The following is a 23,712-nucleotide window of genomic DNA, read 5'->3' as shown; positions in this document are numbered from 1 at the left end:
TCCCGTTAACAGAAAATTTGACGGGATTTTTGCTTTCTAGAGGTTTAAACCTCTAAACAACCTTTAGGGTTTGTAGCATAGCTCCTATTGGTAGAGTTCAAACCTCTATCTCACAGCCATATATAAAAAAGCCCGTTACGAAAGTGACGGGCTTTTTGCTTTCTAGCTTAAAGCTAAGGGAGCATAGCACTCTAAGTAGTTTTCAAACGTACTCAGCTTTTCTTTGATGTGTGGATAAGCATTCGCAAAGAAATAAAAGAAATAGCGTAAGTGCATATTTTAACGTAGTGAATTTTAGGTAACTCGTAGAAAGTGTACCTAATTCCTACTAATAAGCTGTTAGGTATACGGAGAAAGCATGGATGATTTCGATTGGATTGATACTGGCTCAGGAGAGCGATTCCATTCAGCTATTTACAATTGTCCAGATTGTACTAAAAAAGTATCATTCGGTGATAACTTCTGTAGGCATTGCGGTATAAAATTTACACCTGCAATGTGTAATCACATGAAGAAAAATTTAAAGCTTCTTGGTAGCTCTAACTTCAAACATTTAGTTATCATTATGTTAATAGTTATGGTTATTATATTTGTAACTGTACTTTCTTAGTGTGGTGGCCTTGTATACCTAACAAGGCAATCAAGCAGGACTGCTAAAGCTTGGCTCAGTTTCGCTCCGCTACACAGTTTAGCCAAGCATTATCAGCCCCTTATTGGGGCGTTAGTTGCCACAACTAGTTCTTAAAATGTTTGTTTGTAAATTGTGGTATTTCACATCAAAGGATTGGTGTTTGTTTCTCTTCCTTTGTTGTTCAAACTCTAGTTTTGATCGTTGCTCTTGTGCTCGTGGTTACACAGTTTTCGCCTTTCACTTTTAGTGTTCTTAATTTAAAGAAGTGTTAGCGGCTCAAAGGGTAGGTTTGCGGCTAAGTTGCGGTGGGGGTTTGTTGTATCTTCCGAATAACCCACAAACATGGTAACTTGTTGTTAGGTTTGGTGTTCTTAATTAAAAATCAACTAACAAGGCATTAAACAGGGACAAAAAACAGTTGGCTTTTTGCTCCTGCGTCGCTAATTTTAGCCAACAATTTTTCGCCCATTAATGAGGCGTTATATAACCTCAATAGAATGGAGTCTAAATTGAAATATTTCGTACTAATCCTAGTATCAATAATGTCTTTCGCTGCTGGAGCGTTTTGGTTCAAGTGGCAATTATTAGAATCCGATCCTGTATCTTTAACTCAAACCTTAACTGTTCAAGCGTCACCAGAGAATATCGGTGTTTTACCTAAAGGCACAATCCTTTACCCATATTCAAATGGCCCTGATATTGAAACTTATTTTATCTTTGTAAATTCAAAGTATTTAAATTCAATTGAACCTGCAAACTTTCAAAACAGCATGACAGTTGCACCATTAGATGGTTATAGTCAATAGGTTATATAACAAGCTAATTAATAAGGACAAAAAACAGTTGGCTGTTTTCGTTCCTCAACATTTTAGCCAACAATTTTTTGCCCATTATTAGGGCGTTAGGTATCGCAATGAAGTTTGTTATCACTTTAATATCTTTATTTTGTATATCCACAAGTGTTTGGTCTTGTTCTTTTCCCATGAGCGGGGAAAAATACAATAAGCAAATAGAAATTATTAGCACTAAAGATAAAGGTGTTTATAAATTCATTATTCCTTCCGAAATGGAGGGACTAGATGAGTTAGAAATTAATTTGGGTTACTCACCTAAAAGTGCTGAGGGTTTCAAGTTTATGCAAGAATCTCTAAAACTTGATTTTAAGGTTATTGATGGTAACGCTGTAGGCACTTTCACAGTGGTGCAAAAAGACAATTTATTACCTTTCTTGCATGTTATGTGGTGGCCTGAAACCGCTGGGTTATGTGGAGTAGCGGCAAGTAGTGATATTATTGGTGTAAGCAATACCTAACAAGTCGCTTAAAGTGGACGCAAAACAGTTGGCTTGCGCTCATTCTTCGCTAATTTTAGCCAACAATTTTGCGCCCGTTAGCGAGGCGTTAGTTGCCTAGAAATGTTCTGGCAGCGGCTTGTCATAAACCTGTCAGGTTAATGTCTTGAAATTGTCCGGACTGTTTTGAATAATTGTAATTACTATGGCCCTTCACTTAAAGCGAAATAAGTAAGGTCAAATCATGAGTAACGATGTGAAGTTAAATAAAGATACAATTCAAAAACTAAGAGCTATTAAATGTTGGAGCCAAGATGAGCTTGCAACTGCTAGTGGGTTAAGTGTAAGGACTATTCAGCGCGTTGAAAAAAGTGGTATTGCATCTTTAGAAACAACTAAAGCGCTAGCTTCTGTTTTTGTTGTAACACCTGATGAGTTGCAATCGTCTCAAAAGATAGAAAACGTCACTTTCAACTTTATTTGTAAATATGCTTGGCTTGTTGCGTTTGCTGTTTCAAGTGTTTTCTTCGGCCTTTGGATAGTTGATATTCTTATACCAACTTTAAAAGGTGCAGATTTTAATCAGCAATATGAAATTAATGGTAACTTTAGGTATCTTGATTTTGGTGGTATAAGTTTCTTTATAGGCTTTTTATTTTTAGGTTTAAATGTTTCTTTAGAGTACTTTACCAGTAAAAGGTTACTTAAAAACTCAGCTAGCATCGGCAACTAACAAGCCACTAAAGCAGGACAAAAAACAGTTGGCTTTTGCTCCTGCGTCGCCTATTTTAGCCAACAATTTTTTGCCTCTTAGTGGGGCGTTAAGTGCTTAGATCGTTCTAAAACCTAAGGAAGGCCATGAAGTCGATATATACAATTATAACGTTTTTCTTAATTGCACTTTCATTTCATGCTGTATCAGAAGATGCAGTTTCAAAGAATAAGTCTAAAGATAGCGAGATTGTAGAGGTAAAAGAAAAGTCTGAAATTCAGCCTAAAACCGAAGCCAAGTCCTCTATTCAAGACGATAAAAAGAGTGAAATACAGGAGAATAAGAAAGAAGAATTTAAACCCGCTTGGTGGGTTCCGCATCTTGTTACAATTTTGGGATTTGTTATTGGTGCAATAATTGTAGTATTTCAGCTAAATAGACAGCAGAAGAATTCTTTAAAGTTACAAAGTGAAAATAAGATAGAGGAATTAAAGTTACAGATTTACCATGATTTTGATGAAAGATTAAATGATCTTAGTGATTCATCTATTAAGGCGAGCAACTATTTGAACCGGCTTCCAGAGAATTTATTGCTTTACCATAAACAGCTTTCAAATAATGAAGTTCCAATTGAGATTACTCAACGAGCAGATGAATTCCTTTTAGTATTGAATGATCTGCTATCAAAAATTTTGAAAGTCATTCTTTTAATCGAAAAATATGAAGTGGTAGAGCCAAGGCTGAAAATATTTCAGTCTGCGTTCAATTCAGTACATCACAATTTAATGGAGTTCTATAAAGATCTTTTCTTGGCACTCGTTGCAGTCTTACCAAAAAATGTTAAGCCTGAAGACGTTGAGAAGTTCGGTTGTAATGTGATTACGCCACCCCCAATAAGCTCTTCTGATTTTGATATTTTAAAAAGTCTATGTGATAAGTTTAGTGATGCTGTAGGGGAAGTCGGTGAATATCACTATGATCTTAGAGTCGAATCTCAAAACTTATTTCTTGGTGAACTATTTGGAAATGTAGTTCCTCCACGTGAACCAATTGATCCAAAATGTAAAGTTGTTAGAATCATAGAGCCAGAATATTCAAAAGTTAAGTATTACTTTGACCATGAATCAGCCTGGGGGAGGAACTGTGATGAAGTTACTAAAGAGACGAAAGAATCCTTTAATCAAGGCTAAGATTGAAAAATGCACTTAACAAGCGGCTGCAACGGACTCGTCAAACTGTCACTTGTTTTGCAAAAAACCGCAAAACAAGCGCCAATTTAACTCACCGCTGAGCCGGGCGTTAGGTAGCAAAGGAAGCTATGCATATATCTTACGAGTTTTTGCCTAGGTGGAAAGAAGAGTTGGTCTGTAAGTGTAGCCAAGGTGACTTCATTCTAGATTATGCAATGGGAACACCTACGGTTTATTTACCTGCAAAAGATCGCTGGGTAATGGTGGCACCTAGTTGGTCACATAAGCATTGGGACAGTATTTATGCTCAACTTTCTGATTGGTGCTCCGAAAACAAAGTTGCTCTAGCTATTGATGCATATGCAGAACACAAGTTGGAGCAAGTATAGCTACCTAACAAGCGCATTAAGCACGGGACTGCTAACAGTTTGCTCGGTTCCGCTTCGCTTCACATTTTAGCAAACTATTATCAGCCCCTTATGCGGGCGTTAGGGTTAAATGGAATTCAGGTTTAAATTCGAATATGGAAGAAGAAATTAAATTCAAAACTAAAGGAATCTTTGATCGTTCATTAGAAATCGAGTGGCCGTCCGAAAAGTTTGAAGGTTTTGATATTTCTCAAATTAATGAATCCTTTTTTATAAGTTGCAACAATAGTGTTTTATCAAAAATTGATAACAGGCAACGTGTTTTTATAGATAAAAATTGCACAATAAAAAAGGATATGTACAACGTTGAGATAGTAACAGAAGAATATGGAGAGATATTCATTTCACTGGATACTGAAAATTCTCACTCTAAAACACTGGTATTCAATGTTAGTTTAAATGGTAATCCAATTGGTATTGCAACAATGGTTGGGGCTTGGTTTCATTGGAATAGAAGGTTTTCTTTTTTAGTTAAAAATGTGGCAGATGAAAAGCTACTTGCTTCTATTTCTTTGTTCATTTGGGATTTTAGTGTAACACCACAATTTTATACTATTTAGGTGCAGTTTAACCCTAACAAGTTACTCAAAAGGACGCAAAAATGCTTGGCTTGTGCTCCTTCGTCGCTAATTTTAGCCAAGCATTTTTCGCCTCTTAGTAAGGCGTTATATTACCTATGCATATTCTCCGCTTAATCTCACATACTTATATATTATTTTTAGCGCTGTCTTTTCTGACATGTGTTTTAATTTTGGATGATTATTTTACTAATTCTAATTTTACGATTTATTTTCTACCTTTAGGGCTTATCTGTTCTTTAGTTTATGCCCCTTTAATTATTAGTAAGCCGAATAGTGATTTGCCTCCTTTAAAATATAGGGTTAAACAATGCATTAGGTTTGTTATTACACCAATGGTGTTTCTATTTATACTTCTCTTCATAAGTGTAGCGTCGAGTGTTGCCTTACATATGGGGCTACACATTCTTTCGGATAAAGAAAATGAAACTTTTGTGCTTACAATAAAAGAAAAGCGCATCCCATATAAACGTTACGGATATTATGGTCATGTAATATTTGAAGAATTTGAATCAGGAACTTATGAGGTAAATGAAAGTACGTTTTCTAAAATTAGTACGGGCCAAAAAATACTAGCTAAAGGATACAAGTCAGCTTATGGTGTTGAATTAAGTAAAATTGATTTTCGGTAATATAACAAGCTGTTCAAGTGGGACTTTAAACAGTTGGCTGGCCTCACTTCGTTCGTTATTATAGCCAACATTGTTTAAAGCCCCTTAACAGGGCGTTATATGCCACAAGGAACGTTCGGTGAAATCTTCAATTTTAGCTTTAATCCTAGTTTTAGGTATTAGTTTTCCTTGTTCAGCAGACTCATCGCTGGAATCAAATTTCAATGAAAAAGAAAGTTTAAAGTTACTCGATAATCGAATTGAAGAACTAAGTAGAAATGGAGAAGTTAGCGGAAGCTTTTTGTTCGCCCGTAAAGGGGAAGTTCTACTTGAAAAAATAGTAGGTAAGCTTCATCCAAAAAGAAATGATTTAATTTCTTCAAGTTCTCCTTTTAATTTAGCATCCATATCTAAGCAGTTTACTGCAATGGCTATTATTCAGCTACATCATAAAGGTAAGCTCAAGTACGACCAGAAAGTAAAACAGCATATCCCACAATTTCCATACGAGAATATCACTATCAGACACCTACTCAATCATACATCAGGCATGATTGACTACGAGGAATTAACTGATAAACATTGGGATAAAAGAGACTTTACTAATCAAGATATGATGATGTTATATAGTCTTCATCATCCTAAGTTAGAGTTTACTCCTGGTGAAAAATTTGAATATAGCAATACAGGCTATGTTGTTTTGGCTCAGATTGTTGAGAGTATAACCAACCAGTCACTTGAGGATTATTCTGAAGAACATATTTTTAAACCTCTAGGTATGAGAAATACACGTATTTTTACAGTTCTCTCTAAACGTAATAAATTCAAATCAAGAGTTTATGGGCAACACGAAAATAAAATTTTCGATCTATACCATCTTGAAGGCATAACAGGTGACGGCTCTGTTTATTCCACAACTCGTGATTTATTAAAATGGCATAATGGGTTACTTCATAACGAACTAATACCTGCTTCTCTAAAAAAAGAAGCTTTTTCACCTGCGGTGCTAAATGATGGATCGCTATCTTATTATGGGTTTGGTTGGTCAATAGATTCAGACTATCCCTCTATAGTTGCACATTCTGGTAGCTGGGTTGGTTTCACTACTTATATAATTCGAAATATAGAAAAAGATGAAGTTCTAATCTTTTTAACGAATAGCACTGGAGGAATTCGCTTTAAAGATCTTAGGGAGTTAATATATTCCGCATTAGACACAAAGCTTAGTTACATATTATAACTTGTTGAATTAATGTGGCATATAACAAGAATTTCAAGCGGGACTGCTAACAGTTTGCTCGGTTTCGCTTCGCTACACATTTTAGAAAACAATTAACAGCCCCTTAAATGGGCGTTAGCAGTATCATATGATTTGGATTAAACGATTTAGCATAGCAATATCAATCTTAGCTTTTTTAGCATTGGTGTTCTTTTATTCTGTTTTATATTTCATCGGTGGGAATGATCCTTTTGATGATAAAGCATTCAATAAGCAAGTTTGGGTTTCTATGCACGAACAAATGTTGCCAGATAACCCTAGAGGTCAAATGTACCAAGATATTATCGAAAATCATATAAAGCTTGGTATGTCTAAAGCACAAGTATTAGAGTTGCTGGGAACACCTGATTTCAAAAATGAAATTGATTTTGTTAGTTACAACTTGGGTATGTGGTCTGGCATGGGCATAGATTACGATTCATTTGATTTATATTTTTCAAAGTCTGGTATTCTTACTAAAACAAGAAAAGTTCAGCACTAAATACTGCTAACAAGCCACTCAAGCGGGACTGCTAACAGCTTGCTCAGTTTCGCTTCGCTACACATTTTAGCAAGCTATTATCAGCCCCTTAGTGGGGCGTTAGGTGCAATGTGAAAAAGTCGGCCATTTATATATCAACAATAGCTTTGTGCCTTTCTGCATTTTATCTGTTTATTTATGCTCCTTACTTTTCGCCACCTATGTTTTTGATTACAAACCAAACAAATCAAGAAGTTCATGTGACTGCATACTGGCGTGACAAACAGAAAGTTGTTGGTGTAATTATGCCAAATCAGTCACTTCCTCTTAGTGTTAATGACGAAGCAGCGATGAAATTCAAAGTTAAATTTAAAAATAACGCACAACTAGAAAGTGAAGAAATATATTTTACTTCTGGTATAACTGTAATTTGTAATATTACAAATCAAGAAGTTACAGTTAAATATAGGTCTAGCACCTAACAAGCTGTTCAAGCGGGACTGCTAAAGTTTGGCTCGGTTTCGCTTCGCTACACAAGTTTAGCCAAACATTATCAGCCCCTTAACAGGGCGTTAGCAGGCACTAGAAAACGGAGAATTAAAAATGGATTTTTTGGAAATGTTAGGGTTAGGTTTAATTCTTGGTCCTATGAAAGAGTTAATCGATTCAATGCGTCAATCTAAAGCACTGACAATAATGGTTATCGTTGGTATAACTTTTTTTATAGGCTTTGCTTGGTTTTTAATAAAAATGGCAGGTTCGCAATAAATACTTCTATAGAAGTGGTGCCAGCTAACAAGTCACTCAAGCGGGACTGCTAAAGCTTGGCTCAGTTCTACTTCGTTTCACAGTTTAGCCAAGCATTTACCAGCCCCTTAGTGGGGCGTTATGTTCCTTTCTAAACTATGGAGTCAATTAAATGGAATTTCCCTTAGAAGCAATGTTAACAGCTTTAGCTATTGCTGTTTTTATTCTTGCTGCTTTATTAATTAAGTCTCGCGCTAAATTAAAAAAAATCAAATATAAGTATTCTGCAATTATCGATGTAGATGCGGAAGTCGAAAAATCCAAAAAACAAAAAACTGAACTTGATATCGATATAGCAGAGCTTCGAGAGAGCTATAAAGAAAAGAGAGCAGTATTTGATAAGCTAGTACGAGAAGCAGCAATATATGATGAAGAAATACAGCTTGCTGAATTAGGTTTTTATAAACCTCATTTTGATTTCGAGACTTCTGAAAAATATAAAGAAGAAATTTCCAAAGTTAAAAAAGAGCAAAAGGAAATGGTTTCTTCTAAAGAAGCTATTTATTGTACTACCGAATGGACAGTTGAAGGCAGCAAAGCTAAAGGCAGAACCATGACTAATCGAGGTATAAAATTAACTGCAAGAGCATTTAATAATGAATGCGATGCAGCTATTTCTAATACTCGTTGGAATAATGTTGAAAGAATGGCGCAACGCCTAGAAAAAGCATTCGATGCAATTAACAAAATGAACCAATCTAACGCAATATTCATATCTAACGACTATTTTAACCTAAAGCTTAAAGAGCTTAGGCTCGCATATGAATATGCAGATAAAAAGCAACAAGAAAAAGAAGAACAGCAAGAAATTAAAAGGCAAATGAGAGAAGAAGCTAAGCTTCAACAAGAACTGGATAAAGCAGAAAAAGATGAAGATAAATTCAAAAAGCTTCTTGAAAAAGCTCAACTTGAAGCAGAAAAATCAGCAGGTTCTAAATTAGAGGCACTAAATGAAAAAATAGCGTCACTCAGCCAAGAGTTACAAGAAGCTCATGAAAAAAGTGAAAGAGCAAAATCAATGGCGCAACAAACAAAAATTGGCCATGTTTATGTTATTTCCAATGTTGGATCATTTGGTGAGGATGTATATAAAATAGGGATGACTAGGCGCTTGGAACCTTTAGATAGGGTAAAAGAGTTAGGAGATGCAAGTGTACCTTTTATTTTTGATGTTCATGCAATGATACACTCAGAAGATGCTCCTGCACTTGAAAATGCACTACATAAAAAGTTTGATCTTAAGAGGTTAAACCTTGTTAATAGTAGAAAAGAATTCTTTCGTGTTAATTTAAGTGAAATAGAAGAAGAGGTTCATAATATCTCACCCGATGCTGAATTTATTGAAACAGCAGAAGCTAGAGATTACAGAGAGTCACAAAGTATCCTTGCTCAGCAGAGTGAATTAAAATCTAAACAAGAAAATTTAGATGAACTACCACTAGCTATATAACCGGAACATAACAAGTTACTCAAAAGGACGCAAAACGCTTGGCTTGTGCTCCTTCGTCGCTAATTTTAGCCAAGCATTTATGCGCCCATTAGTAAGGCGTTATACGAACTTCAGGTTTCGGTGTACTTTAATGATTCATAGGATATGACTAGTATTAAAAACCATATTACAACCCACTATAAATATGATGGATTTAGTTTAAGTTCCATTTTCTTTAAGGCTCGTTACTTAATACTTATGGGGCTTACAGCAACAGTGGGTGGCTATTTGTCAGGTGCGCCATTGGATTGGTTGTTAGTATGCATTACAGTTTTGCTAGGTCTTATTGTATCTCTAGTATTTAAGCAAAGAGAAGAAAATGGATTTCCTACCTTTAAAGTTAGTAATGAGTTCATTGAAATATATTATAAAAAACAAACTAGACGCTATTTATTAACTGATCTCAAATGTATTGAAAAAATTGATCCTAAATATGGTAGTGAAAAAAGACTAGGATTCAATATTGTCTTTAAAGATGGTACACAATATATTGTTCTGCAAAGAATTAGTGGCTATTTACAGTTTTATGAGTTTTTTAGGTTGCATAATATTCAAGGGGCTTCAAAGCCTATTTGTATTCACGATAATGTTAATGAATATGGCATTACCGTTGATTAAAGGTTCGTATAACAAGTCATTCCAAAGGACAAAAAACAGTTGGTTTTTGCTCCTGCGTCGCTTATTTTAACCAACTATTTTTTGCCTCTGAATGAGGCGTTATGTTTCACCTGGAAGGTTGATGTATTTATTTAGAATCATGGTTGAAGTCACTCACATGAAAGAAACGCAATTACCGCTCGATTGTGGTGGTGCATTTGTTGGTGTGTATTTGCGTTCGTCAAATATTCTAGAGGCAATAAAAAATGCAGAAAATGAGCTTCTTGATGATAAATATTTACCTGTGAGAACATTTGAAGCTGTTGAAATTGATATTGAAGATTTAACCGATGAAAATGAAGAATATGCATCTGAAGGTGATCCTGAATCATCTGATCTTATTGATATATATAATAACGGCGGGCTTTGGTATACAGCGTTCAATACTTTTCCAATACAGGAAGAACAGGCACACTGAAACATAACAAGGCAATCAAGCGGGAAAATTTACAGTTGGCTTTTTCTCACTTCGTTCGATATTTTAGCCAACTACAAACTTCCCCTTATTGGGGCGTTATATTGCTAAAACAGTTCAGTGTATTTTCAGCTACGGAGAACAGATGAAAAAGGTACTTACAGATATATTTGAAGTTGATTCAGTATTAAAGACTCTAGCTCTTTGTATACTGACTATCGGCTCATATTTGATATATAAGCTCTACCGTTTTTCAGGCCAAATCAATCAGCACACAGAGTTTAAAATATCTAAAATTTTTATCCTTACTACTATGATTTTATTTACTATCTCATTTGGCAGTTTAATTTATGGTTTAGTTAACATTCACGATACATCAATTTTAATAAGTTCTATTGGCATTCATATGGTTTCAAGTATTTTTGATGTAACTTGGATAGTTATGGTACGTAATCGTATCAATCTAATTTCGGGTTCAAATAAAGGTGACACACTTTGGTTAAATCCATTTATTACATCAATTTTTCATGTGATCTATATGCAACATAAAATTAATCAAAGCTCGGTTAAAGCCGCAATATAACAAGCTGTTCAAGCGGGACTGCTAAAGTTTGGCTCGGTTTCGCTTCGCTGCACATTTTAGCCAAACATTATTAGCCCCTTAACAGGGCGTTATAAGTATTAAAAAAGGAAGTGTTTATGTCACCGGATGAGCTCAAATCAATTGTTAAAAAATATAAGTTTAAGTCAGCTAAAATCTTAATGGGTTTTCTATTTATTGCTATAGCTACAAACTGGTACTCAATTAACTCAAACATTGATCGTCATTCAGAACTAGGTTTACCTTACGTAAGTAGTGATTCAGGATTTATTTGGGGCGCAATAATTATGGGGCTTTATACTGTTTTGTATTTATGCTTTTATTCAATTGAAAAAATACTACTTGAACTCTTAACTCAATCAACAGAGCTGTCTGAGTAAAATACTTATAACAAGGCGCTTAATGGGACGTTTAAAGTTTGGCTCGTTTCGCTGCGCTCACAATTTTAGCCAAACAGTAAACGCCTATTAGCTTGGCGTTAGGCATACAAGGAACCGTAAGTGTTAACTAAAGCTATTGATTTTCAAACTCTCCCAAAAACAACGAAATTGTTTCTCGTTATGGTATTTATACCGTCGTTCTTCCTATTTGTTAATCACCTCCTCAAAAATGAGGTTTACGATTTGTCTTTAGATAAAATTAACAACCACGATCAAGTTTTGCTTTATCTTGGCTCCCCTATAGAAACAGGGTATTTTGTATCGGGTGAAGCTAGCAGCATTGAAACAGAATTAACTTATACTGTTTACGGACCTTTAGGTTCAGCGGACGTTTATTTATATGCCGAAGTCATAAATGGATATTGGGTATTTCAAGATTTAGAGGTCACTGTAAATAATATTAACAAAAAGTTAGATGTATTAGATATGCAGTAGTGTATGCCTAACAAGCCAATTAAGACGGGACTGCTAACAGCTTGCTCAGTTTCGCTTCGCTTCACATTTTAGCAAGCTATTATCAGCCCCTTATTGGGGCGTTATATTTTCTTTTAGACCATCGTAGCCATGAATAAATCCATATGAAACAACAATTAGACCAAAAATTATTTGATGGCGAAAAAGTTGAAATATCTTTTGAAACTTTTCTATTTGATTCTAATGTCCATATTTACCATGAAGGTAAGTGGGTTAGAGAAGTAGCTAGCAAATCCTTTGTGTTTGATTTTGAATTATTAAATGGGACTCCTGTCAAACTAATAGTTGATGGAATACATGAAAATAAAGTGAAAATTTTAGTGAATGACTCTGTCACGTATATAGCGAGACATACTGAAGAAGAAAAACAAAAATTTAAAACTAACTCGATATTTGGAATTAGTCTTCTTTTCTTTTGTTTCTTTTTAATAGCCATATATTCGGGAATTCCTGATAACAGCGAGTTAAAGTCAAGAGAAGGGAAAGTTATTGGCTTTGATAGAGAAAGATTAGGTAAACATAAGACTGATTTCGTTTTATTATCTAACAAGCTATACAAGACAAAGCTGATTGAACCTTCAGGTAACCTCCAAATAGGTGACCAAATTAAGTTTAAAGGAAAATATAACTCAAATAATAAGGCATATAAAGCTTACGAATTGTATATAAATGGCAAGATTAAGAAGACATATGGCAGCAGTTTCTTCTCATATTATGTCTTCGATGTATTTGGTTCTCTATTTGTATCAATTGTTCTATTATGCTGGGGAATTGAGAGAAAGAAAAAATATAACAAGCCATTACAGTAACGGGACTGCTAACAGCTTGCTTAGTTTCGCTTCGCTACACATTTTAGTAAGCTATTATCAGCCCCTTATTGGGGCGTTATAAACCACAGGAGAAGTTCCGGCATGGATTCCAATATTGATTACTCAAAATATTCCCTTGATGAACTTATAGATGTTCGGGAGAACATCGATCAAGAAGCGCACCCAGATCGTTTTAACGAAGTGAACAGACTCATTACGGAGCAAATGCTAGATAAAAATCATGTGACTGAGCAGCCAAAAGATTCTACTGGATGTCTAGGTTATGTAGTTGGAGGAATGTCTTTTATCCCATTAATAGGTGTTTTGTTTGGGATCATTGCAATTATTTGGGGCTTCATAGCTAAAAATACTAAGCTCAAATATGTAGGTGCAGCTGGCATTTTATTTACAGTCATTATATATGGTTCTCTTGGATATATGGGGCTGGTCCAAGAAGATGGAGTTTACGACGAACTTAGATCTACAATGGCAAAAACTCAACTGACTAGTGCAGTTCAAGCGATTGAGTTTTATAAAGTTCAAAATGGTGCTTACCCAGAAACATTGGAAATATTACAAAAATCACTACCTGAAAATTCCATGGTATTTTTAAATGATGCCACTCAAGTTAATATGGATGAGATGAAGTTATATTACTATAAAGTAATTGATGAAAACTCTTATCATATTCGCTCTTACGGTAGAGATGGGTTAATAAATACGAAAGACGATATTTTACCAACACCAATCGAAAATGTTGGTTTAGTAGCTGATTATCAAGTTGTAAGTGGTTTATAACAAGCTGTTCAAGGCGGGACTGCTAAAGTTTGGCTCAGTTTCGCTTCGCTACACATTTTAGCCAAACATTATCAGCCCCTTAACAGGGCGTTATACGTAAAGGAGATTCAGCAGATGGAATTGAATTCATTAGATGATGTTAAAGCACTTACTGAATATCAAAAAATAGAGCAGATTCAAAGTATTGAGAATAAAATTCATAAGCTTAGTTTTGTTCCTATTTCTTTGTGTGCCATATTAATAAGTTGGGCGTTTGGGGGAATGTGGTTTGGTCAAACTACTTGGTCACCTATGTACTTTGTTCTTATTGCTATAACAATTGGTAGTGTTGGGTATTCAAATGTGCAGCGTACAGACTTACTAAGAAAGCTATTTGAGCTTAAGTACGGTAAGTAGTTTACGTATAACAAGTCGTTAAAGCAGGACAAATAACAGTTGGTTTTTGCTCGTGCCTCGCTTATTTTAACCAACTATCATTTGCCTCTTAACGAGGCGTTATATTGCTATAGAGTATTTCGAATATGGATGTAGATCTAATAATAAAAATATCAATGCCAATCGTAACTTTGTTCCTTGGTATATTGATAAATAGATTTATTGAAAATCGCGAGAAATTAATAACTCACCTAAGTTATATAGCGTCACATAAACTTGCCCCAAAAGAAGAGGGTCAAGAACCAACAACAGTAAATACTCATTCGGTTATCCTTAGAAATAGCGGTGACAAAGCTGCAAAAAATGTCCGTGTTGGTCACAACTTTTTACCTGACTTTAATGTATATCCAGACATAGAGTATTCTGTTAATGAATTACCGGGTGGTGGAAAGGAATTGTTATTTCCAACCCTTACACCAAAAAAAGAAATAACCATTTCATACTTATACTTTCCGCCAGATACTTGGGCGGGCATAAATACGCATATTGAATCAGATGAAGGTAAAGCAAAGGCTGTACATGTTTTACTTCAAACTCAGCCAAAACCAGTCGTTCTTAAAATTATTTGGTTTTTTATTATTGTTGGTTTAATTGCTTCATTTTATGGTGCAATAGAGCTAATAAAGTGGTTAGCAATATAACAAGAAAATTAAGCGGGACTGCTAACAGTTTGCTCGGTTTCGCTTCGCTTCACATTTTAGCAAACTATTAATCAGCCCCTTATTTGGGCGTTAGGTGAATCATGGAAGTATTAGAGTTAGCCCCACTTATAGAGTCAATTGATTCTTTATCATTTCGTTTCAAATGGATCGCTATCCTACTTTCATTGTTGTATTTTACTCTTTGTTTTGCTGGATGTTTATTCTGGTTTAAAGGAAAAGCATCAGATACACCAACGGAGTTTCAAAATGCTGATTTACTATTAGAGCAAGCAAAATATGAAGAGTTGTTTAAAAAAAGCCATAGAGTTTTAAAGCGCCGTCCAAATAATGTAGAAGCTCATTGGTATATAGCTTTGTGTTATTACCATAAATCTCGTTATGACAAAGCTACTGATTACTTTCATAAAACTAAAAAAGCAAACCCGCATTGGGCGGAAGGTGTAGATGTATATTTAAACTACATTAGTAAGCTGGAGCATAACACGGACAGCATGCAGCACTAATTCACCTAACAAGTAACTAAAGCGGGACAAATAAAGCTTGGCTTTTGTCACTGCGTTCCAAATTTTAGCCAAGCGTTTTTTGCCCCTTAGTTGGGCGTTATAACGCGGAGCAAGTATGGCACCTGAGTTCAAGGTTGAAGGCTCTTATTTATTATCTGAACAATTTGGGGAATGGCCTTCTTTCCATGATTCAGAGGTTCTTTCAATCGATTTTAATCGGAGTAAAGAAAGAGGTAATCCTACAATTGTAGTAAAAGTTCATGCATTTGAAATGACATCTAAAGTAAATGAAAATGGTTACTATAAACTCATAAATCACTGTGACATTGAATTCAATTTCGAATCTGTTGAAGATGTAACCCTAAATGGTTTCAATCATCAGAACGTAATAAGTGATATATGTTTTACGAAAGAAGTCGATTCGAATGGAGTATCAAAAATTCTAGTAGAATTCGAGCCTTGTTATGGTATGGAGCTTGAGTTTAAGTGTCAGAAGGTTACGGTTACAAGTGTCACTCCTAGTGAACCAGAAAAGTAAGAGGAAGCTGCTTTATAACAAGCTGTTCAAGCGGGACTGCTAAAGTTTGGCTCGGTTTCGCTTCGCTACACATTTTAGCCAACTACAATTTGCCCCTTAACAGGGCGTTATGTGTATGAATGAGGTTTGGCATGGATGAATCTTCTTGGGGTACTTTCGCAAAATTATGCGAGACAAAATTTAATGAGTGTGAATTCAAAAAAGAATTGTTAAATCTATGTGGTGAAGATCAGAAATTAGCAGCAGTAATTTATTATCAAACACAGTCGAATGCGCTTAAGTGGTTACATAAAAGTATACCAGCACTGGGAAATAACACGCCTTTAAAAAGCATCACATCTCAACCTAATAAGTTAAAATCAGTTTTAATGTCAATGGTTTATTAGTTCGGTGTAGTATACACATAACAAGAATTTAAAGCGGGACTGCTAACAGTTTGCTCGGTTTCGCTACGCTACACATTTTAGCAAACTAATAAAAAGCCCCTTAATGTGGGCGTTATGCTACTTGCAAATTTGGAGATAAAAATGGAACCAACAATTACGGATTGGATTATAGCTATTTCAAGTAGTATTGCTGCACTAAGTGTTGTCTTTGTGGCAATACAAACTTTCCTAGCTAAACGATCCTTGATTCAAGCCGCCGAAAGCATTGAAGTTGCGAAAGTTTCTTTTCAAGCTGACCACGATCGCTCAAGGAGAGAAAGAGCCTTAGAAATTTTGCGACATTGGACTGAAAGCGTATCTATCACACAGCCATCAGCGAGGAATTTAGTTGAGTCATTTACCGTTGAGCAATGCAATAGTCTCATAGCACACCAGCCCTTTGCTATAAATAAATCTCATAACAAGACCTTAGAAGCAGCTCTGAATGGTTACAAAGATTGTGACAAGCCCAAAATAGAAAACGATTTGATTTATTTAGATGAGACACATTTATTTAATTTGGGTTACCAGTGTATGTCTTTTTTAAATTCATTGGAAATAGCAATACAAGGGTGGCTACACCATATTGGTGATGAAGATATTTTGGAGCAGGAACTTAGCTATTTAGTAAAGCCTGAGAAAAATTACCATATATTAAAGGACTTTAGGGCTGCATTAGGAGGCACTTCTGTATATCCTGCTATTCATGCTTTTGTTGAACATGTTGAGGCAAAAAAAACTGCAACACCAGAACGAAAGCCTAAAGTAAAGTAGCATAACAAGCCAATTCAAAGGGCAAAAAACAGCTGGTTTTGCTCCTTCGTCGCCAATTATAACCAGCTATTTTATTGCCTCTGATTGGGGCGTTAGGCCTTCCGAGGATGAAATGGATATCGACGTAGAAAATAAATTAGAAGAATTATTGAGGTTGGCTGCTGATGAGCCAGCTCATCGCCCAGAGTTTTGCTCGGTTTTATTACAATCAAAAGTTTTTGTACTTGGTGATACTGGAGAGAAACCTACAGAATCAGATGAAGTAGATCTACTTGCTGGAAGTAAAATCAATATTCAAAATTGGGAAAAGCAAGATGGTAGCCCAGTAATTCCTTTTTTCACGTCCTTAGATGTTTTATCTAAAGCTCTTGATAGTGAGCAATCTTACTTAGAATTACCTGTAAGGTCTCTTTTTGAAATGACTATGGGTTCAGTTCTTTTTCTTAATCCCAAATCTGATTACGGGAAAGAGTTTATTCCTCAAGAAGTCGAACAACTTTTGAATAGTTGCATCAGTCAAGTTCCATCTCAAAGAGTTGTAGAAAAAGAAACAAAAGTTCTACTTGGCCAACCGGCAAATTATCCAACTAAAATGGTCGATTCTTTAACTCAGCTTTTAATTAAACATAAAGAAGTTAAAAAAGCGTATGTTGCTCTTATGCATGATCGTTCTATTGATGAAAAACCTCATTTACTTGTTGGGATCGAGGGGGATGGGGATTTAGAGTTAGCGATGCGAGAGGCAGGGAATGTTGCGGGTGATACTGCTCCAGCAGGAGAGGCTGTGGATCTATTCATTGTGCGGCCAAATGAAAGTGGCGTGAGCCAATACCTTATCAACTCAGCTCCGTTCTATGAGCGAACTTGGGGTAAGAAATTACGTTCGTTTTTTGGTGTAGGAAAGGCCTGACAAGGCATTTAAACGGGACTAAAAACAGTTGGCTTTTACTCCTGCGTCGCTTATTTTAGCCAACAATTTTTAGCCCCTTATTGGGGCGTTAGGTACTCAAGCAGATCGAATATGAATCAAACTTTATTTAAAGCTGGAAATTACTTTAAGGCTAGAATCACACGCATTGAACCAACGCTTGAGGCTGCGTTTGTAGATTATGGAGCTGAGCGGCATGGATTTTTGCCTTTAAAAGATATTGATGGTTATGATAAGTCACTCCATAAAGAGGGGTCTATTCTTAACGTTTGCATGAGTAAAGTCGAAAAAGGGCAAAAAGGAGCTCAAGTGTTTGCTCCTTCAAAAATTCCCGACGAAGTGACCGTGCATAAGTTAATCAGTGAAAATACTCAAGGTTCAAATAAAGCAATTCAGTTTACTTTTACTTCTATTGTTATATTTATTATCTTAGCGGTATTTACGAGTACCTAACAAGCGCATTAAGCATGGGACTGCTAACAGTTTGCTCGGTTCGGCTTCGCTTCACATTTTAGCAAACTATTATCAGCCCCATAGTTGGGCGTTAGTTGCAAAGGAATTTATGCGTACTCTTCAAATGTTAGGGTTTATATCAGCAGTTGCTGGAATGCTCTTGGCTTATATTTTCTTATCCCCAATTGGGCCTGATACTTCAGAGGCTGCTGCGGGTGGTTTGGGAATAGGTCTTATTTTTATTGTGTTCCCGGTATTGTGCTTTTCGGCATTAACATTAATTCCATCGTCATTAGCGTTACTAAATACAAGGATTCGCGTTAAAAGTTACTTTACTGGTAAATTATGGCATTGCTTGTGGGGCGTAAATAGTATAATTTCAACTGTCTATCTGTTTGTTATACTTTACTTTTGTTATCTATTTATAGCTAAGAGTATTAGCAACTAACAAGGCATTTAAACGGACTAATAACAGTTGGCTTTCCGTTCGTGCCTCACTTATTTAGCCAAACTGTCATTAGCCGCTTAATGTGGCGTTAGGTGTAAATGGAGGTTACATGAATATTGTCATCAATTTACTCGTTATAGTTATCGCTTTTCTGAGTGTAGCTGCCGGTATAGCCAAAGTTATACAAGCTCCTCAAGAAGTACAGTTCCTTCAAAACTTTGGTTTTAATAATGTACTAATTACTGTTTATGGAGTTGTACAAATATTAGGTGGTGCATTACTTCCAAATAAAAAATCAAGATTATATGGTGCAGTCATTGTCGTAGCCGGCTTGCTTTTATCTTCGGTTTTAATTTTTGCTAGTGGTAACATTGGGTTTGGTATGGTTTCATTATTACCTATTGTTTTAACGGGTGTTATTATTCAACAAACACTTAAATTACACCTAACAAGCAATTCAAACGGGACTTTTTAAAGTTTGCCTAGTTTCGCTTCACTACACATTTTAGCAAAACATTATCAGCCCCTTAACAGGGCGTTAGGTGCATGATGGGTGAGTTCAAGCTACGGGTACATATTCCAATAGGTGGTTTAGTTTCACTTGCAATTGATAGTATGGAAACTCTTCTATTTGTTACCACGCATTCAGGTAGAGGGGTATTCGAATTAGATTCTGGGCAAAAGTTGCTAGATTACAGGACGAAACATATCCTGAAAATGGTGAAATCAAGGGAATAGCTCCCTTTCTACAAGCATGGTAAATGTTTTAGAGTTTGACTTTGAAAATGAGTTAATCGTTTACTCAGAAAATAAGAAATACAAAGTAGTTGGTTGCTCAGATACTATTTCGGTGTACAAAAGCACCTAACAAGGTAATCAAGTGGGACTGCTAAAGCTTGGCTCAGTTTCGCTTCGCTACACAATTTTAGCCAATCATTTTATGCGCCCATTAGTAAGGCGTTAGGCTTTAAAAGGAGATAGGCTCATGGATAGAGTGAAAATTACGATGTTGGCTATTTTGCTTGGCGTTTTATATGCATACTTATCTGTTTATATCTTAGATATTGGTGCTGCTGTCGCTATTCCAGCAAGCATCTTGACTCCCGTCGCAAAAGCATACCCAATATTTGCATTTGCTATGGTAGATCTAATTACTATTGGCTTCCCACTATTAGTCGTTTACTTCTTCTTTGTTTTATCAGTTAAATATTTCAATTCGAGCAATAGTTATTTTCCTTATCTAGCATTATTGTTTCCCTTTTTCATTCAACATATTTATTATTTTGTAATAATGGAGCAGCCTCAAGATTTTGCATATATATTGGCTACAATAATGCCTAGGTACATCACAATTTTACTTTTTGCATTATATTTTGTTAAACGTGCGGTTAATCACGCTAAAGCCTGACAAGTAATTCAAGCAGGACTTTTTACAGTTTGCCTAGTTTCGCTTCGTTAATATTTTGGCAAACTGTAAAAAGTCCCTTAATTGGGCGTTATAAGTACAAGGAAGTTAAGAGTATGTGGAAAGATTTAAGTAATATTCAAAAGTTTTTATTCATAGCGGCTATGTGCTTGGTTGTGCCGTTCGCTCCTGAATTTATCTTTTTGGCTGATATCGGTGGTATGGAACTAGTGTTTGGTTTTTTAGTTCTTTATTACAAACCTATGATTGTTCGAGTTCAATCGGCCATTGAACGTGTAAAATTCGAATTTAAAATTTGTTCTATTGCATTTAAAAATAGCTCTATTTTTCAGCCTAAAGTTTATTTTACACAGGCCTTATTTTATTCGTGTGCACTGGTTGTTACAGGTTCAGTCATTTATTCCTCTGTCTTTTTTCTACCGGTATTAATGTTAAATAGTGTCTTGGTGTAGTGGATTTATAACAAGCTGTTCAAGCTGGACTGCTAAAGTTTGGCTCGGTTTCGCTTCGCTACACAATTTAGCAAACTATTAATCAGCCGTTAGGCTTACCAAGGAGTGTGCGTGAAGTTTCGTATTATAGGTGCAATAGCAATTAGTGTTATTTCATTTGGTTGTTTCGCTACAGCTCAAATCCCCGATGCTATCGAAATTAATGATGTCAAATACCGTTTAAACACAAATCCTTTAGAAAAATATCTGGCAGAGATCAAATGGGAAAAACCAGAAAATGCTTCTATTTCATCTGCAAATTGGAGAGGTTATCTAGCAGCTTGGAAAGTCGAGGCAGGAAATTTACTTTTAACAGATATGACAATTAGTGTTCACTCTGAAACTAAAAAGCACAGTTACTCTGATGTAAGTATTTTGAAGGATGTTTTCCCAGATAAAAAAGAGATTGTAACTGTTTGGTACAGTGGAGCCTTAATAGTACCTCATGGTGAAATGACCAACTATGTTCACATGGGTTACGGCTCAAGCTACGAAAACTACATTGTTTTACGAATAAACAACGGAATTGTTATTGAACACCTAGACTTGGTGGCAGCTGAATTCGAAGCATATAAAGATTCAAATTTTCAAACATTTAAGGAAACTAAAGAATTCCAAGAAGAGCTTGAAAACCTGATGAATGGTGAATACGACGGGACAGAAGAAGAAACACTAGATTTTATGCAAAGTTTTCATGCAGAATATTATCTATCTTTGTAAAATAAGCCTAACAAGGGTTTACAAGCCGGACTCGTAACAAGGCGTTATATCCCTAGGAATTCATATTGTCTGTATTAGAAACTGAAAGGTTATGTATTCGAAAAATTACTAATGCGGATGCTCAAGAACTTTTGAAAGTATTTGCAGACCCTACAGTAATGAAATACTCAACTGTAGGAGTTCATTCCGAAAAACAAATTCATGAGTATATTGCTAACTGCCAGAAGCAATATGACCAAAATGGTTATGGTCACTGGGCTATTTATGATTCCAGCACTTTTGAGTTTATCGGTGTTTGTGGTTTAAATAAACATGAGATAGATTCAGGTGAAGTTATACATATCAACTATCGTTTAGCTCCTAACCAACAAGGTAAAGGTTATGCTGTTGAATCTACGTTTGGAGTTTTAGGCTATGCAAAACACTCATTAAAACTTGATGCTATACACGCACTCATCGAACCTGAAAATACCAGTTCTGTTAAAGTAGTAAACCGAACAGGCTTTGAGTTTATTGAGACTTCATCATTTCGTGGTTTTAAAATAGATGTTTATCAAGTAGTTCTATAAAAACGAGATATAATAAGGTTTTAAAGTCGGACTCGTAACAGCTTGCTCGGTTCCACTTCGTTTCACATTATAGCAAGCTATTAATTAGCCACTTAGCTGGGCGTTATATGTTTAGGTAAGTTGATGAGATATTAAATTATTATACCTATTGCGTCATTGTGCACTTTTTTTATTTTTGCAATTTTATCTAGCCTTTTAGGTGATAAATCTACAGATTTAAGCCACAAAGAAATAAATCAGTCTTGGGAAAATAAACCTAAATCAAGCGTAGTTGAATATGTAGAACCAAAAGCCATAATTGATTTATCCAAAATTAAAGTAATAGATGGGTGTTTTAATGGTCCAAAACCTATAATGCATTATTTTGAGCTTCTAGAGCCGGTGGAACAAGGTCTTATTAACTATTCGCCTTTAATTGAAGTTGGCATAAAGTAGCTGATTGTGATTTAGTCACTATAACGAATAAAATATTTAACAAGTTACTCAAACAGACGTTAAATTGTGTCTCTGTCAAGGAAGAAAGAAACCATGAAAAAGGTTATAACTCAAGTTTTTCTGATTTCACTTATCTATTTAGCAAGCACACATGTATTTGGTGCTTTTCATCCTCAAGACAATAAAAGCGCTCTTATAGACAAGTTAAATTTAATACTTTCAAAGCAAAAAGAAGACCAGCCAGGTGTTAGTGTTTTAGTTAAAAAAAATAACGAAATTGTTTATCAGTTAAGTAAAGGGCTTGCTAACAAAGATAAGAATAATTCGATTAGCTCTCATACAGGGTTTAGAATTGGCTCAATTAGTAAGCCTTTTACTGCACTGGCAATTATGAAGCTAGTTGAGCAGAAAAAGCTTTCTCTAGATGATAATGTAACCAATTACATTCCAGAGCTACCCATAGGTTGGAAAGACATTACGATAAAGTATTTGCTATCTCATCGGGTATATATTTCTGAAGACTTCTTCTCAGACTCAAACCTAAACTTAGCAAATTTGGCTACCAACCAAGATGTTATAAAATTTATTTCCTCAAATAAAATTAAGGTTAAAGTACAAGCTTTCGATAAAGCGATATATTGTAATAGTTGTTACGTATTGTTATCTGAAGTTATAGCAAAAGTTAGTGGCGTTAGTTTTTCCGAATATTTGAGTAGAAATATATTTGCTCCTGCAAATATGAAAAGTAGCTACATTGTCGAGAAAGGCATCACTATTAAACCTAATGACGCCCTTAATTATGCTAAAACAGAATCTTTTTTTGGAATAAATCAATATACCACTGGGGCAATGGCTCAAGTTAGTAGTATTGAAGACCTGAACAACTTTATTGTCGCATTGAAAGAGGGACAAATTATTAGTCAAAAATCGTTGATTTTAATGACTAAATTTCATAGTGATGCGGGTGATGATGGCACCTTTGGTTTAGGTTGGATTATAGGTTGGGGTGATGAGCCTTTTTATTCTCATGGAGGTTCACAAGATGGTTATCAAACTGAGTTGTTTTTTCATCCGAAGAACGATCTTGAAATTGTTATTTTAACTAATGGCGGTGATGAGACTTATGAGCTTCAGTCGAAGATGATGAGAGCAATTATTACTCACTATGATTAAATTTGTTAAATGATGCCTAACAAGTTGTTCAAGTGGGACAAATAATAGTTGGCTTTTGCTCG

General features: G+C 35.4%; 35 protein-coding genes. All 35 read left to right on the top strand.

Annotation, left to right across the window (positions count from 1 at the left end; genetic code table 11):
* Nucleotides 1-358 precede the first annotated feature (358 nt).
* Entirely contained in the window at nt 359-610 is a 252-nt protein-coding gene (locus AC27E9_RS14380) for a zinc ribbon domain-containing protein (protein WP_487131306.1), read from the top strand.
* A gap of 530 nt (nt 611-1,140) precedes the next feature.
* Entirely contained in the window at nt 1,141-1,437 is a 297-nt protein-coding gene (locus AC27E9_RS14375) for a hypothetical protein (protein ID WP_487131304.1), read from the top strand.
* Nucleotides 1,438-1,544: 107 nt separating this feature from the next.
* Entirely contained in the window at nt 1,545-1,943 is a 399-nt protein-coding gene (locus tag AC27E9_RS14370) for a hypothetical protein (protein WP_487131302.1), read from the top strand.
* A gap of 235 nt (nt 1,944-2,178) precedes the next feature.
* A complete protein-coding gene (locus AC27E9_RS14365) occupies nt 2,179-2,655 on the top strand; it encodes a helix-turn-helix domain-containing protein (RefSeq protein WP_487131300.1) in 477 nt (158 codons plus the stop codon).
* Between the two features lie 125 nt (nt 2,656-2,780).
* Entirely contained in the window at nt 2,781-3,824 is a 1,044-nt protein-coding gene (locus AC27E9_RS14360) for a hypothetical protein (RefSeq protein ID WP_487131298.1), read from the top strand.
* Nucleotides 3,825-3,952: 128 nt separating this feature from the next.
* Complete coding sequence (locus tag AC27E9_RS14355) at nt 3,953-4,213, top strand: hypothetical protein (RefSeq protein WP_487131296.1); 261 nt, start codon at nt 3,953-3,955, stop codon at nt 4,211-4,213.
* 134 nt (nt 4,214-4,347) lie between these two features.
* A complete protein-coding gene (locus AC27E9_RS14350) occupies nt 4,348-4,812 on the top strand; it encodes a hypothetical protein (protein ID WP_487131294.1) in 465 nt (154 codons plus the stop codon).
* A gap of 116 nt (nt 4,813-4,928) precedes the next feature.
* Nucleotides 4,929-5,462 carry a hypothetical protein gene (locus tag AC27E9_RS14345; protein WP_487131292.1) on the top strand — a complete coding sequence of 178 codons (534 nt, stop codon included), beginning with the start codon at nt 4,929-4,931 and terminating at the stop codon, nt 5,460-5,462.
* A 118-nt stretch (nt 5,463-5,580) separates the two neighbouring features.
* Entirely contained in the window at nt 5,581-6,681 is a 1,101-nt protein-coding gene (locus tag AC27E9_RS14340; protein WP_487131291.1) for a serine hydrolase domain-containing protein, read from the top strand.
* 127 nt (nt 6,682-6,808) lie between these two features.
* A complete protein-coding gene (locus AC27E9_RS14335; protein ID WP_487131289.1) occupies nt 6,809-7,201 on the top strand; it encodes a hypothetical protein in 393 nt (130 codons plus the stop codon).
* 110 nt (nt 7,202-7,311) lie between these two features.
* A complete protein-coding gene (locus AC27E9_RS14330) occupies nt 7,312-7,662 on the top strand; it encodes a hypothetical protein (RefSeq protein WP_487131287.1) in 351 nt (116 codons plus the stop codon).
* Between the two features lie 121 nt (nt 7,663-7,783).
* The gene (locus tag AC27E9_RS14325) at nt 7,784-7,948 is read left to right on the top strand and encodes a hypothetical protein (protein WP_487131285.1); all 165 of its coding nucleotides are present in this window, start codon (nt 7,784-7,786) and stop codon (nt 7,946-7,948) included.
* Nucleotides 7,949-8,099: 151 nt separating this feature from the next.
* On the top strand, nt 8,100-9,437 hold the full coding sequence (locus AC27E9_RS14320) for an SNIPE associated domain-containing protein (RefSeq protein ID WP_487131283.1): 1,338 nt from the start codon (nt 8,100-8,102) through the stop codon (nt 9,435-9,437).
* Between the two features lie 144 nt (nt 9,438-9,581).
* Entirely contained in the window at nt 9,582-10,094 is a 513-nt protein-coding gene (locus AC27E9_RS14315; protein ID WP_487131281.1) for a hypothetical protein, read from the top strand.
* Nucleotides 10,095-10,215: 121 nt separating this feature from the next.
* The gene (locus AC27E9_RS14310; protein WP_487131280.1) at nt 10,216-10,551 is read left to right on the top strand and encodes a hypothetical protein; all 336 of its coding nucleotides are present in this window, start codon (nt 10,216-10,218) and stop codon (nt 10,549-10,551) included.
* A 142-nt stretch (nt 10,552-10,693) separates the two neighbouring features.
* A complete protein-coding gene (locus tag AC27E9_RS14305; protein ID WP_487131278.1) occupies nt 10,694-11,131 on the top strand; it encodes a hypothetical protein in 438 nt (145 codons plus the stop codon).
* A gap of 116 nt (nt 11,132-11,247) precedes the next feature.
* Nucleotides 11,248-11,529: a hypothetical protein gene (locus AC27E9_RS14300; protein ID WP_487131276.1), complete on the top strand. Its 282-nt coding sequence runs from the start codon at nt 11,248-11,250 to the stop codon at nt 11,527-11,529.
* Between the two features lie 120 nt (nt 11,530-11,649).
* Nucleotides 11,650-12,024 carry a cytochrome c oxidase assembly factor Coa1 family protein gene (locus AC27E9_RS14295; protein ID WP_487131274.1) on the top strand — a complete coding sequence of 125 codons (375 nt, stop codon included), beginning with the start codon at nt 11,650-11,652 and terminating at the stop codon, nt 12,022-12,024.
* A gap of 143 nt (nt 12,025-12,167) precedes the next feature.
* The gene (locus AC27E9_RS14290; RefSeq protein WP_487131273.1) at nt 12,168-12,872 is read left to right on the top strand and encodes a hypothetical protein; all 705 of its coding nucleotides are present in this window, start codon (nt 12,168-12,170) and stop codon (nt 12,870-12,872) included.
* Between the two features lie 102 nt (nt 12,873-12,974).
* A complete protein-coding gene (locus AC27E9_RS14285) occupies nt 12,975-13,670 on the top strand; it encodes a type II secretion system protein GspG (protein ID WP_487131272.1) in 696 nt (231 codons plus the stop codon).
* 114 nt (nt 13,671-13,784) lie between these two features.
* On the top strand, nt 13,785-14,066 hold the full coding sequence (locus AC27E9_RS14280; protein ID WP_487131270.1) for a hypothetical protein: 282 nt from the start codon (nt 13,785-13,787) through the stop codon (nt 14,064-14,066).
* Nucleotides 14,067-14,191: 125 nt separating this feature from the next.
* Nucleotides 14,192-14,746, top strand: a complete 555-nt coding sequence (locus AC27E9_RS14275) for a hypothetical protein (protein WP_487131268.1) — start codon at nt 14,192-14,194, stop codon at nt 14,744-14,746.
* A gap of 101 nt (nt 14,747-14,847) precedes the next feature.
* Complete coding sequence (locus AC27E9_RS14270) at nt 14,848-15,270, top strand: tetratricopeptide repeat protein (protein WP_487131266.1); 423 nt, start codon at nt 14,848-14,850, stop codon at nt 15,268-15,270.
* A gap of 115 nt (nt 15,271-15,385) precedes the next feature.
* Nucleotides 15,386-15,808: an Imm50 family immunity protein gene (locus AC27E9_RS14265; protein ID WP_487131264.1), complete on the top strand. Its 423-nt coding sequence runs from the start codon at nt 15,386-15,388 to the stop codon at nt 15,806-15,808.
* Between the two features lie 131 nt (nt 15,809-15,939).
* Nucleotides 15,940-16,194: a hypothetical protein gene (locus AC27E9_RS14260; RefSeq protein WP_487131262.1), complete on the top strand. Its 255-nt coding sequence runs from the start codon at nt 15,940-15,942 to the stop codon at nt 16,192-16,194.
* Between the two features lie 141 nt (nt 16,195-16,335).
* Nucleotides 16,336-17,007, top strand: a complete 672-nt coding sequence (locus tag AC27E9_RS14255; RefSeq protein WP_487131260.1) for a hypothetical protein — start codon at nt 16,336-16,338, stop codon at nt 17,005-17,007.
* Nucleotides 17,008-17,119: 112 nt separating this feature from the next.
* Nucleotides 17,120-17,917, top strand: a complete 798-nt coding sequence (gene sseB / locus AC27E9_RS14250) for an enhanced serine sensitivity protein SseB (protein WP_487131258.1) — start codon at nt 17,120-17,122, stop codon at nt 17,915-17,917.
* A gap of 111 nt (nt 17,918-18,028) precedes the next feature.
* Entirely contained in the window at nt 18,029-18,388 is a 360-nt protein-coding gene (locus AC27E9_RS14245; protein WP_487131256.1) for a S1 RNA-binding domain-containing protein, read from the top strand.
* 109 nt (nt 18,389-18,497) lie between these two features.
* Nucleotides 18,498-18,836 carry a carbon starvation protein CstA gene (locus AC27E9_RS14240; RefSeq protein ID WP_487131254.1) on the top strand — a complete coding sequence of 113 codons (339 nt, stop codon included), beginning with the start codon at nt 18,498-18,500 and terminating at the stop codon, nt 18,834-18,836.
* Between the two features lie 109 nt (nt 18,837-18,945).
* Nucleotides 18,946-19,311, top strand: coding sequence for a hypothetical protein (locus AC27E9_RS14235; protein WP_487131252.1), 366 nt, complete (start codon nt 18,946-18,948; stop codon nt 19,309-19,311).
* A gap of 510 nt (nt 19,312-19,821) precedes the next feature.
* Nucleotides 19,822-20,244, top strand: a complete 423-nt coding sequence (locus tag AC27E9_RS14230) for a hypothetical protein (RefSeq protein WP_487131250.1) — start codon at nt 19,822-19,824, stop codon at nt 20,242-20,244.
* 113 nt (nt 20,245-20,357) lie between these two features.
* Nucleotides 20,358-20,714 (top strand): hypothetical protein, encoded by a 357-nt coding sequence (locus AC27E9_RS14225; RefSeq protein WP_487131248.1) that lies wholly within the window; start codon nt 20,358-20,360, stop codon nt 20,712-20,714.
* 111 nt (nt 20,715-20,825) lie between these two features.
* Nucleotides 20,826-21,473: a hypothetical protein gene (locus AC27E9_RS14220; RefSeq protein ID WP_487131246.1), complete on the top strand. Its 648-nt coding sequence runs from the start codon at nt 20,826-20,828 to the stop codon at nt 21,471-21,473.
* 65 nt (nt 21,474-21,538) lie between these two features.
* The gene (locus AC27E9_RS14215) at nt 21,539-22,042 is read left to right on the top strand and encodes a GNAT family N-acetyltransferase (protein ID WP_487131244.1); all 504 of its coding nucleotides are present in this window, start codon (nt 21,539-21,541) and stop codon (nt 22,040-22,042) included.
* Nucleotides 22,043-22,570: 528 nt separating this feature from the next.
* Nucleotides 22,571-23,650: a serine hydrolase domain-containing protein gene (locus tag AC27E9_RS14210; RefSeq protein ID WP_487131242.1), complete on the top strand. Its 1,080-nt coding sequence runs from the start codon at nt 22,571-22,573 to the stop codon at nt 23,648-23,650.
* Nucleotides 23,651-23,712 lie beyond the last annotated feature (62 nt).

The sequence above is a fragment of the Colwellia meonggei genome (genome assembly GCF_057537295.1).
Note: the sequence above shows the minus strand (reverse complement) of the source record. Positions and strands in the feature narration are given on the sequence as shown.

Bases quoted from the DNA above. Each gene is read 5' to 3' on its own strand.
- AC27E9_RS14380 (WP_487131306.1), top strand. From the start codon at position 359: ATGGATGATTTCGATTGGATTGATACTGGCTCAGGAGAGCGATTCCAT.
- AC27E9_RS14370 (WP_487131302.1), top strand. From the start codon at position 1,545: ATGAAGTTTGTTATCACTTTAATATCTTTATTTTGTATATCCACAAGT.
- AC27E9_RS14360 (WP_487131298.1), top strand. From the start codon at position 2,781: ATGAAGTCGATATATACAATTATAACGTTTTTCTTAATTGCACTTTCA.
- AC27E9_RS14355 (WP_487131296.1), top strand. From the start codon at position 3,953: ATGCATATATCTTACGAGTTTTTGCCTAGGTGGAAAGAAGAGTTGGTC.
- AC27E9_RS14350 (WP_487131294.1), top strand. From the start codon at position 4,348: ATGGAAGAAGAAATTAAATTCAAAACTAAAGGAATCTTTGATCGTTCA.
- AC27E9_RS14345 (WP_487131292.1), top strand. From the start codon at position 4,929: ATGCATATTCTCCGCTTAATCTCACATACTTATATATTATTTTTAGCG.
- AC27E9_RS14335 (WP_487131289.1), top strand. From the start codon at position 6,809: ATGATTTGGATTAAACGATTTAGCATAGCAATATCAATCTTAGCTTTT.
- AC27E9_RS14325 (WP_487131285.1), top strand. From the start codon at position 7,784: ATGGATTTTTTGGAAATGTTAGGGTTAGGTTTAATTCTTGGTCCTATG.
- AC27E9_RS14320 (WP_487131283.1), top strand. From the start codon at position 8,100: ATGGAATTTCCCTTAGAAGCAATGTTAACAGCTTTAGCTATTGCTGTT.
- AC27E9_RS14315 (WP_487131281.1), top strand. From the start codon at position 9,582: ATGACTAGTATTAAAAACCATATTACAACCCACTATAAATATGATGGA.
- AC27E9_RS14310 (WP_487131280.1), top strand. From the start codon at position 10,216: ATGTATTTATTTAGAATCATGGTTGAAGTCACTCACATGAAAGAAACG.
- AC27E9_RS14305 (WP_487131278.1), top strand. From the start codon at position 10,694: ATGAAAAAGGTACTTACAGATATATTTGAAGTTGATTCAGTATTAAAG.
- AC27E9_RS14300 (WP_487131276.1), top strand. From the start codon at position 11,248: ATGTCACCGGATGAGCTCAAATCAATTGTTAAAAAATATAAGTTTAAG.
- AC27E9_RS14290 (WP_487131273.1), top strand. From the start codon at position 12,168: ATGAAACAACAATTAGACCAAAAATTATTTGATGGCGAAAAAGTTGAA.
- AC27E9_RS14285 (WP_487131272.1), top strand. From the start codon at position 12,975: ATGGATTCCAATATTGATTACTCAAAATATTCCCTTGATGAACTTATA.
- AC27E9_RS14280 (WP_487131270.1), top strand. From the start codon at position 13,785: ATGGAATTGAATTCATTAGATGATGTTAAAGCACTTACTGAATATCAA.
- AC27E9_RS14275 (WP_487131268.1), top strand. From the start codon at position 14,192: ATGGATGTAGATCTAATAATAAAAATATCAATGCCAATCGTAACTTTG.
- AC27E9_RS14270 (WP_487131266.1), top strand. From the start codon at position 14,848: ATGGAAGTATTAGAGTTAGCCCCACTTATAGAGTCAATTGATTCTTTA.
- AC27E9_RS14265 (WP_487131264.1), top strand. From the start codon at position 15,386: ATGGCACCTGAGTTCAAGGTTGAAGGCTCTTATTTATTATCTGAACAA.
- AC27E9_RS14260 (WP_487131262.1), top strand. From the start codon at position 15,940: ATGGATGAATCTTCTTGGGGTACTTTCGCAAAATTATGCGAGACAAAA.
- AC27E9_RS14255 (WP_487131260.1), top strand. From the start codon at position 16,336: ATGGAACCAACAATTACGGATTGGATTATAGCTATTTCAAGTAGTATT.
- sseB (WP_487131258.1), top strand. From the start codon at position 17,120: ATGGATATCGACGTAGAAAATAAATTAGAAGAATTATTGAGGTTGGCT.
- AC27E9_RS14245 (WP_487131256.1), top strand. From the start codon at position 18,029: ATGAATCAAACTTTATTTAAAGCTGGAAATTACTTTAAGGCTAGAATC.
- AC27E9_RS14240 (WP_487131254.1), top strand. From the start codon at position 18,498: ATGCGTACTCTTCAAATGTTAGGGTTTATATCAGCAGTTGCTGGAATG.
- AC27E9_RS14235 (WP_487131252.1), top strand. From the start codon at position 18,946: ATGAATATTGTCATCAATTTACTCGTTATAGTTATCGCTTTTCTGAGT.
- AC27E9_RS14230 (WP_487131250.1), top strand. From the start codon at position 19,822: ATGGATAGAGTGAAAATTACGATGTTGGCTATTTTGCTTGGCGTTTTA.
- AC27E9_RS14225 (WP_487131248.1), top strand. From the start codon at position 20,358: ATGTGGAAAGATTTAAGTAATATTCAAAAGTTTTTATTCATAGCGGCT.
- AC27E9_RS14210 (WP_487131242.1), top strand. From the start codon at position 22,571: ATGAAAAAGGTTATAACTCAAGTTTTTCTGATTTCACTTATCTATTTA.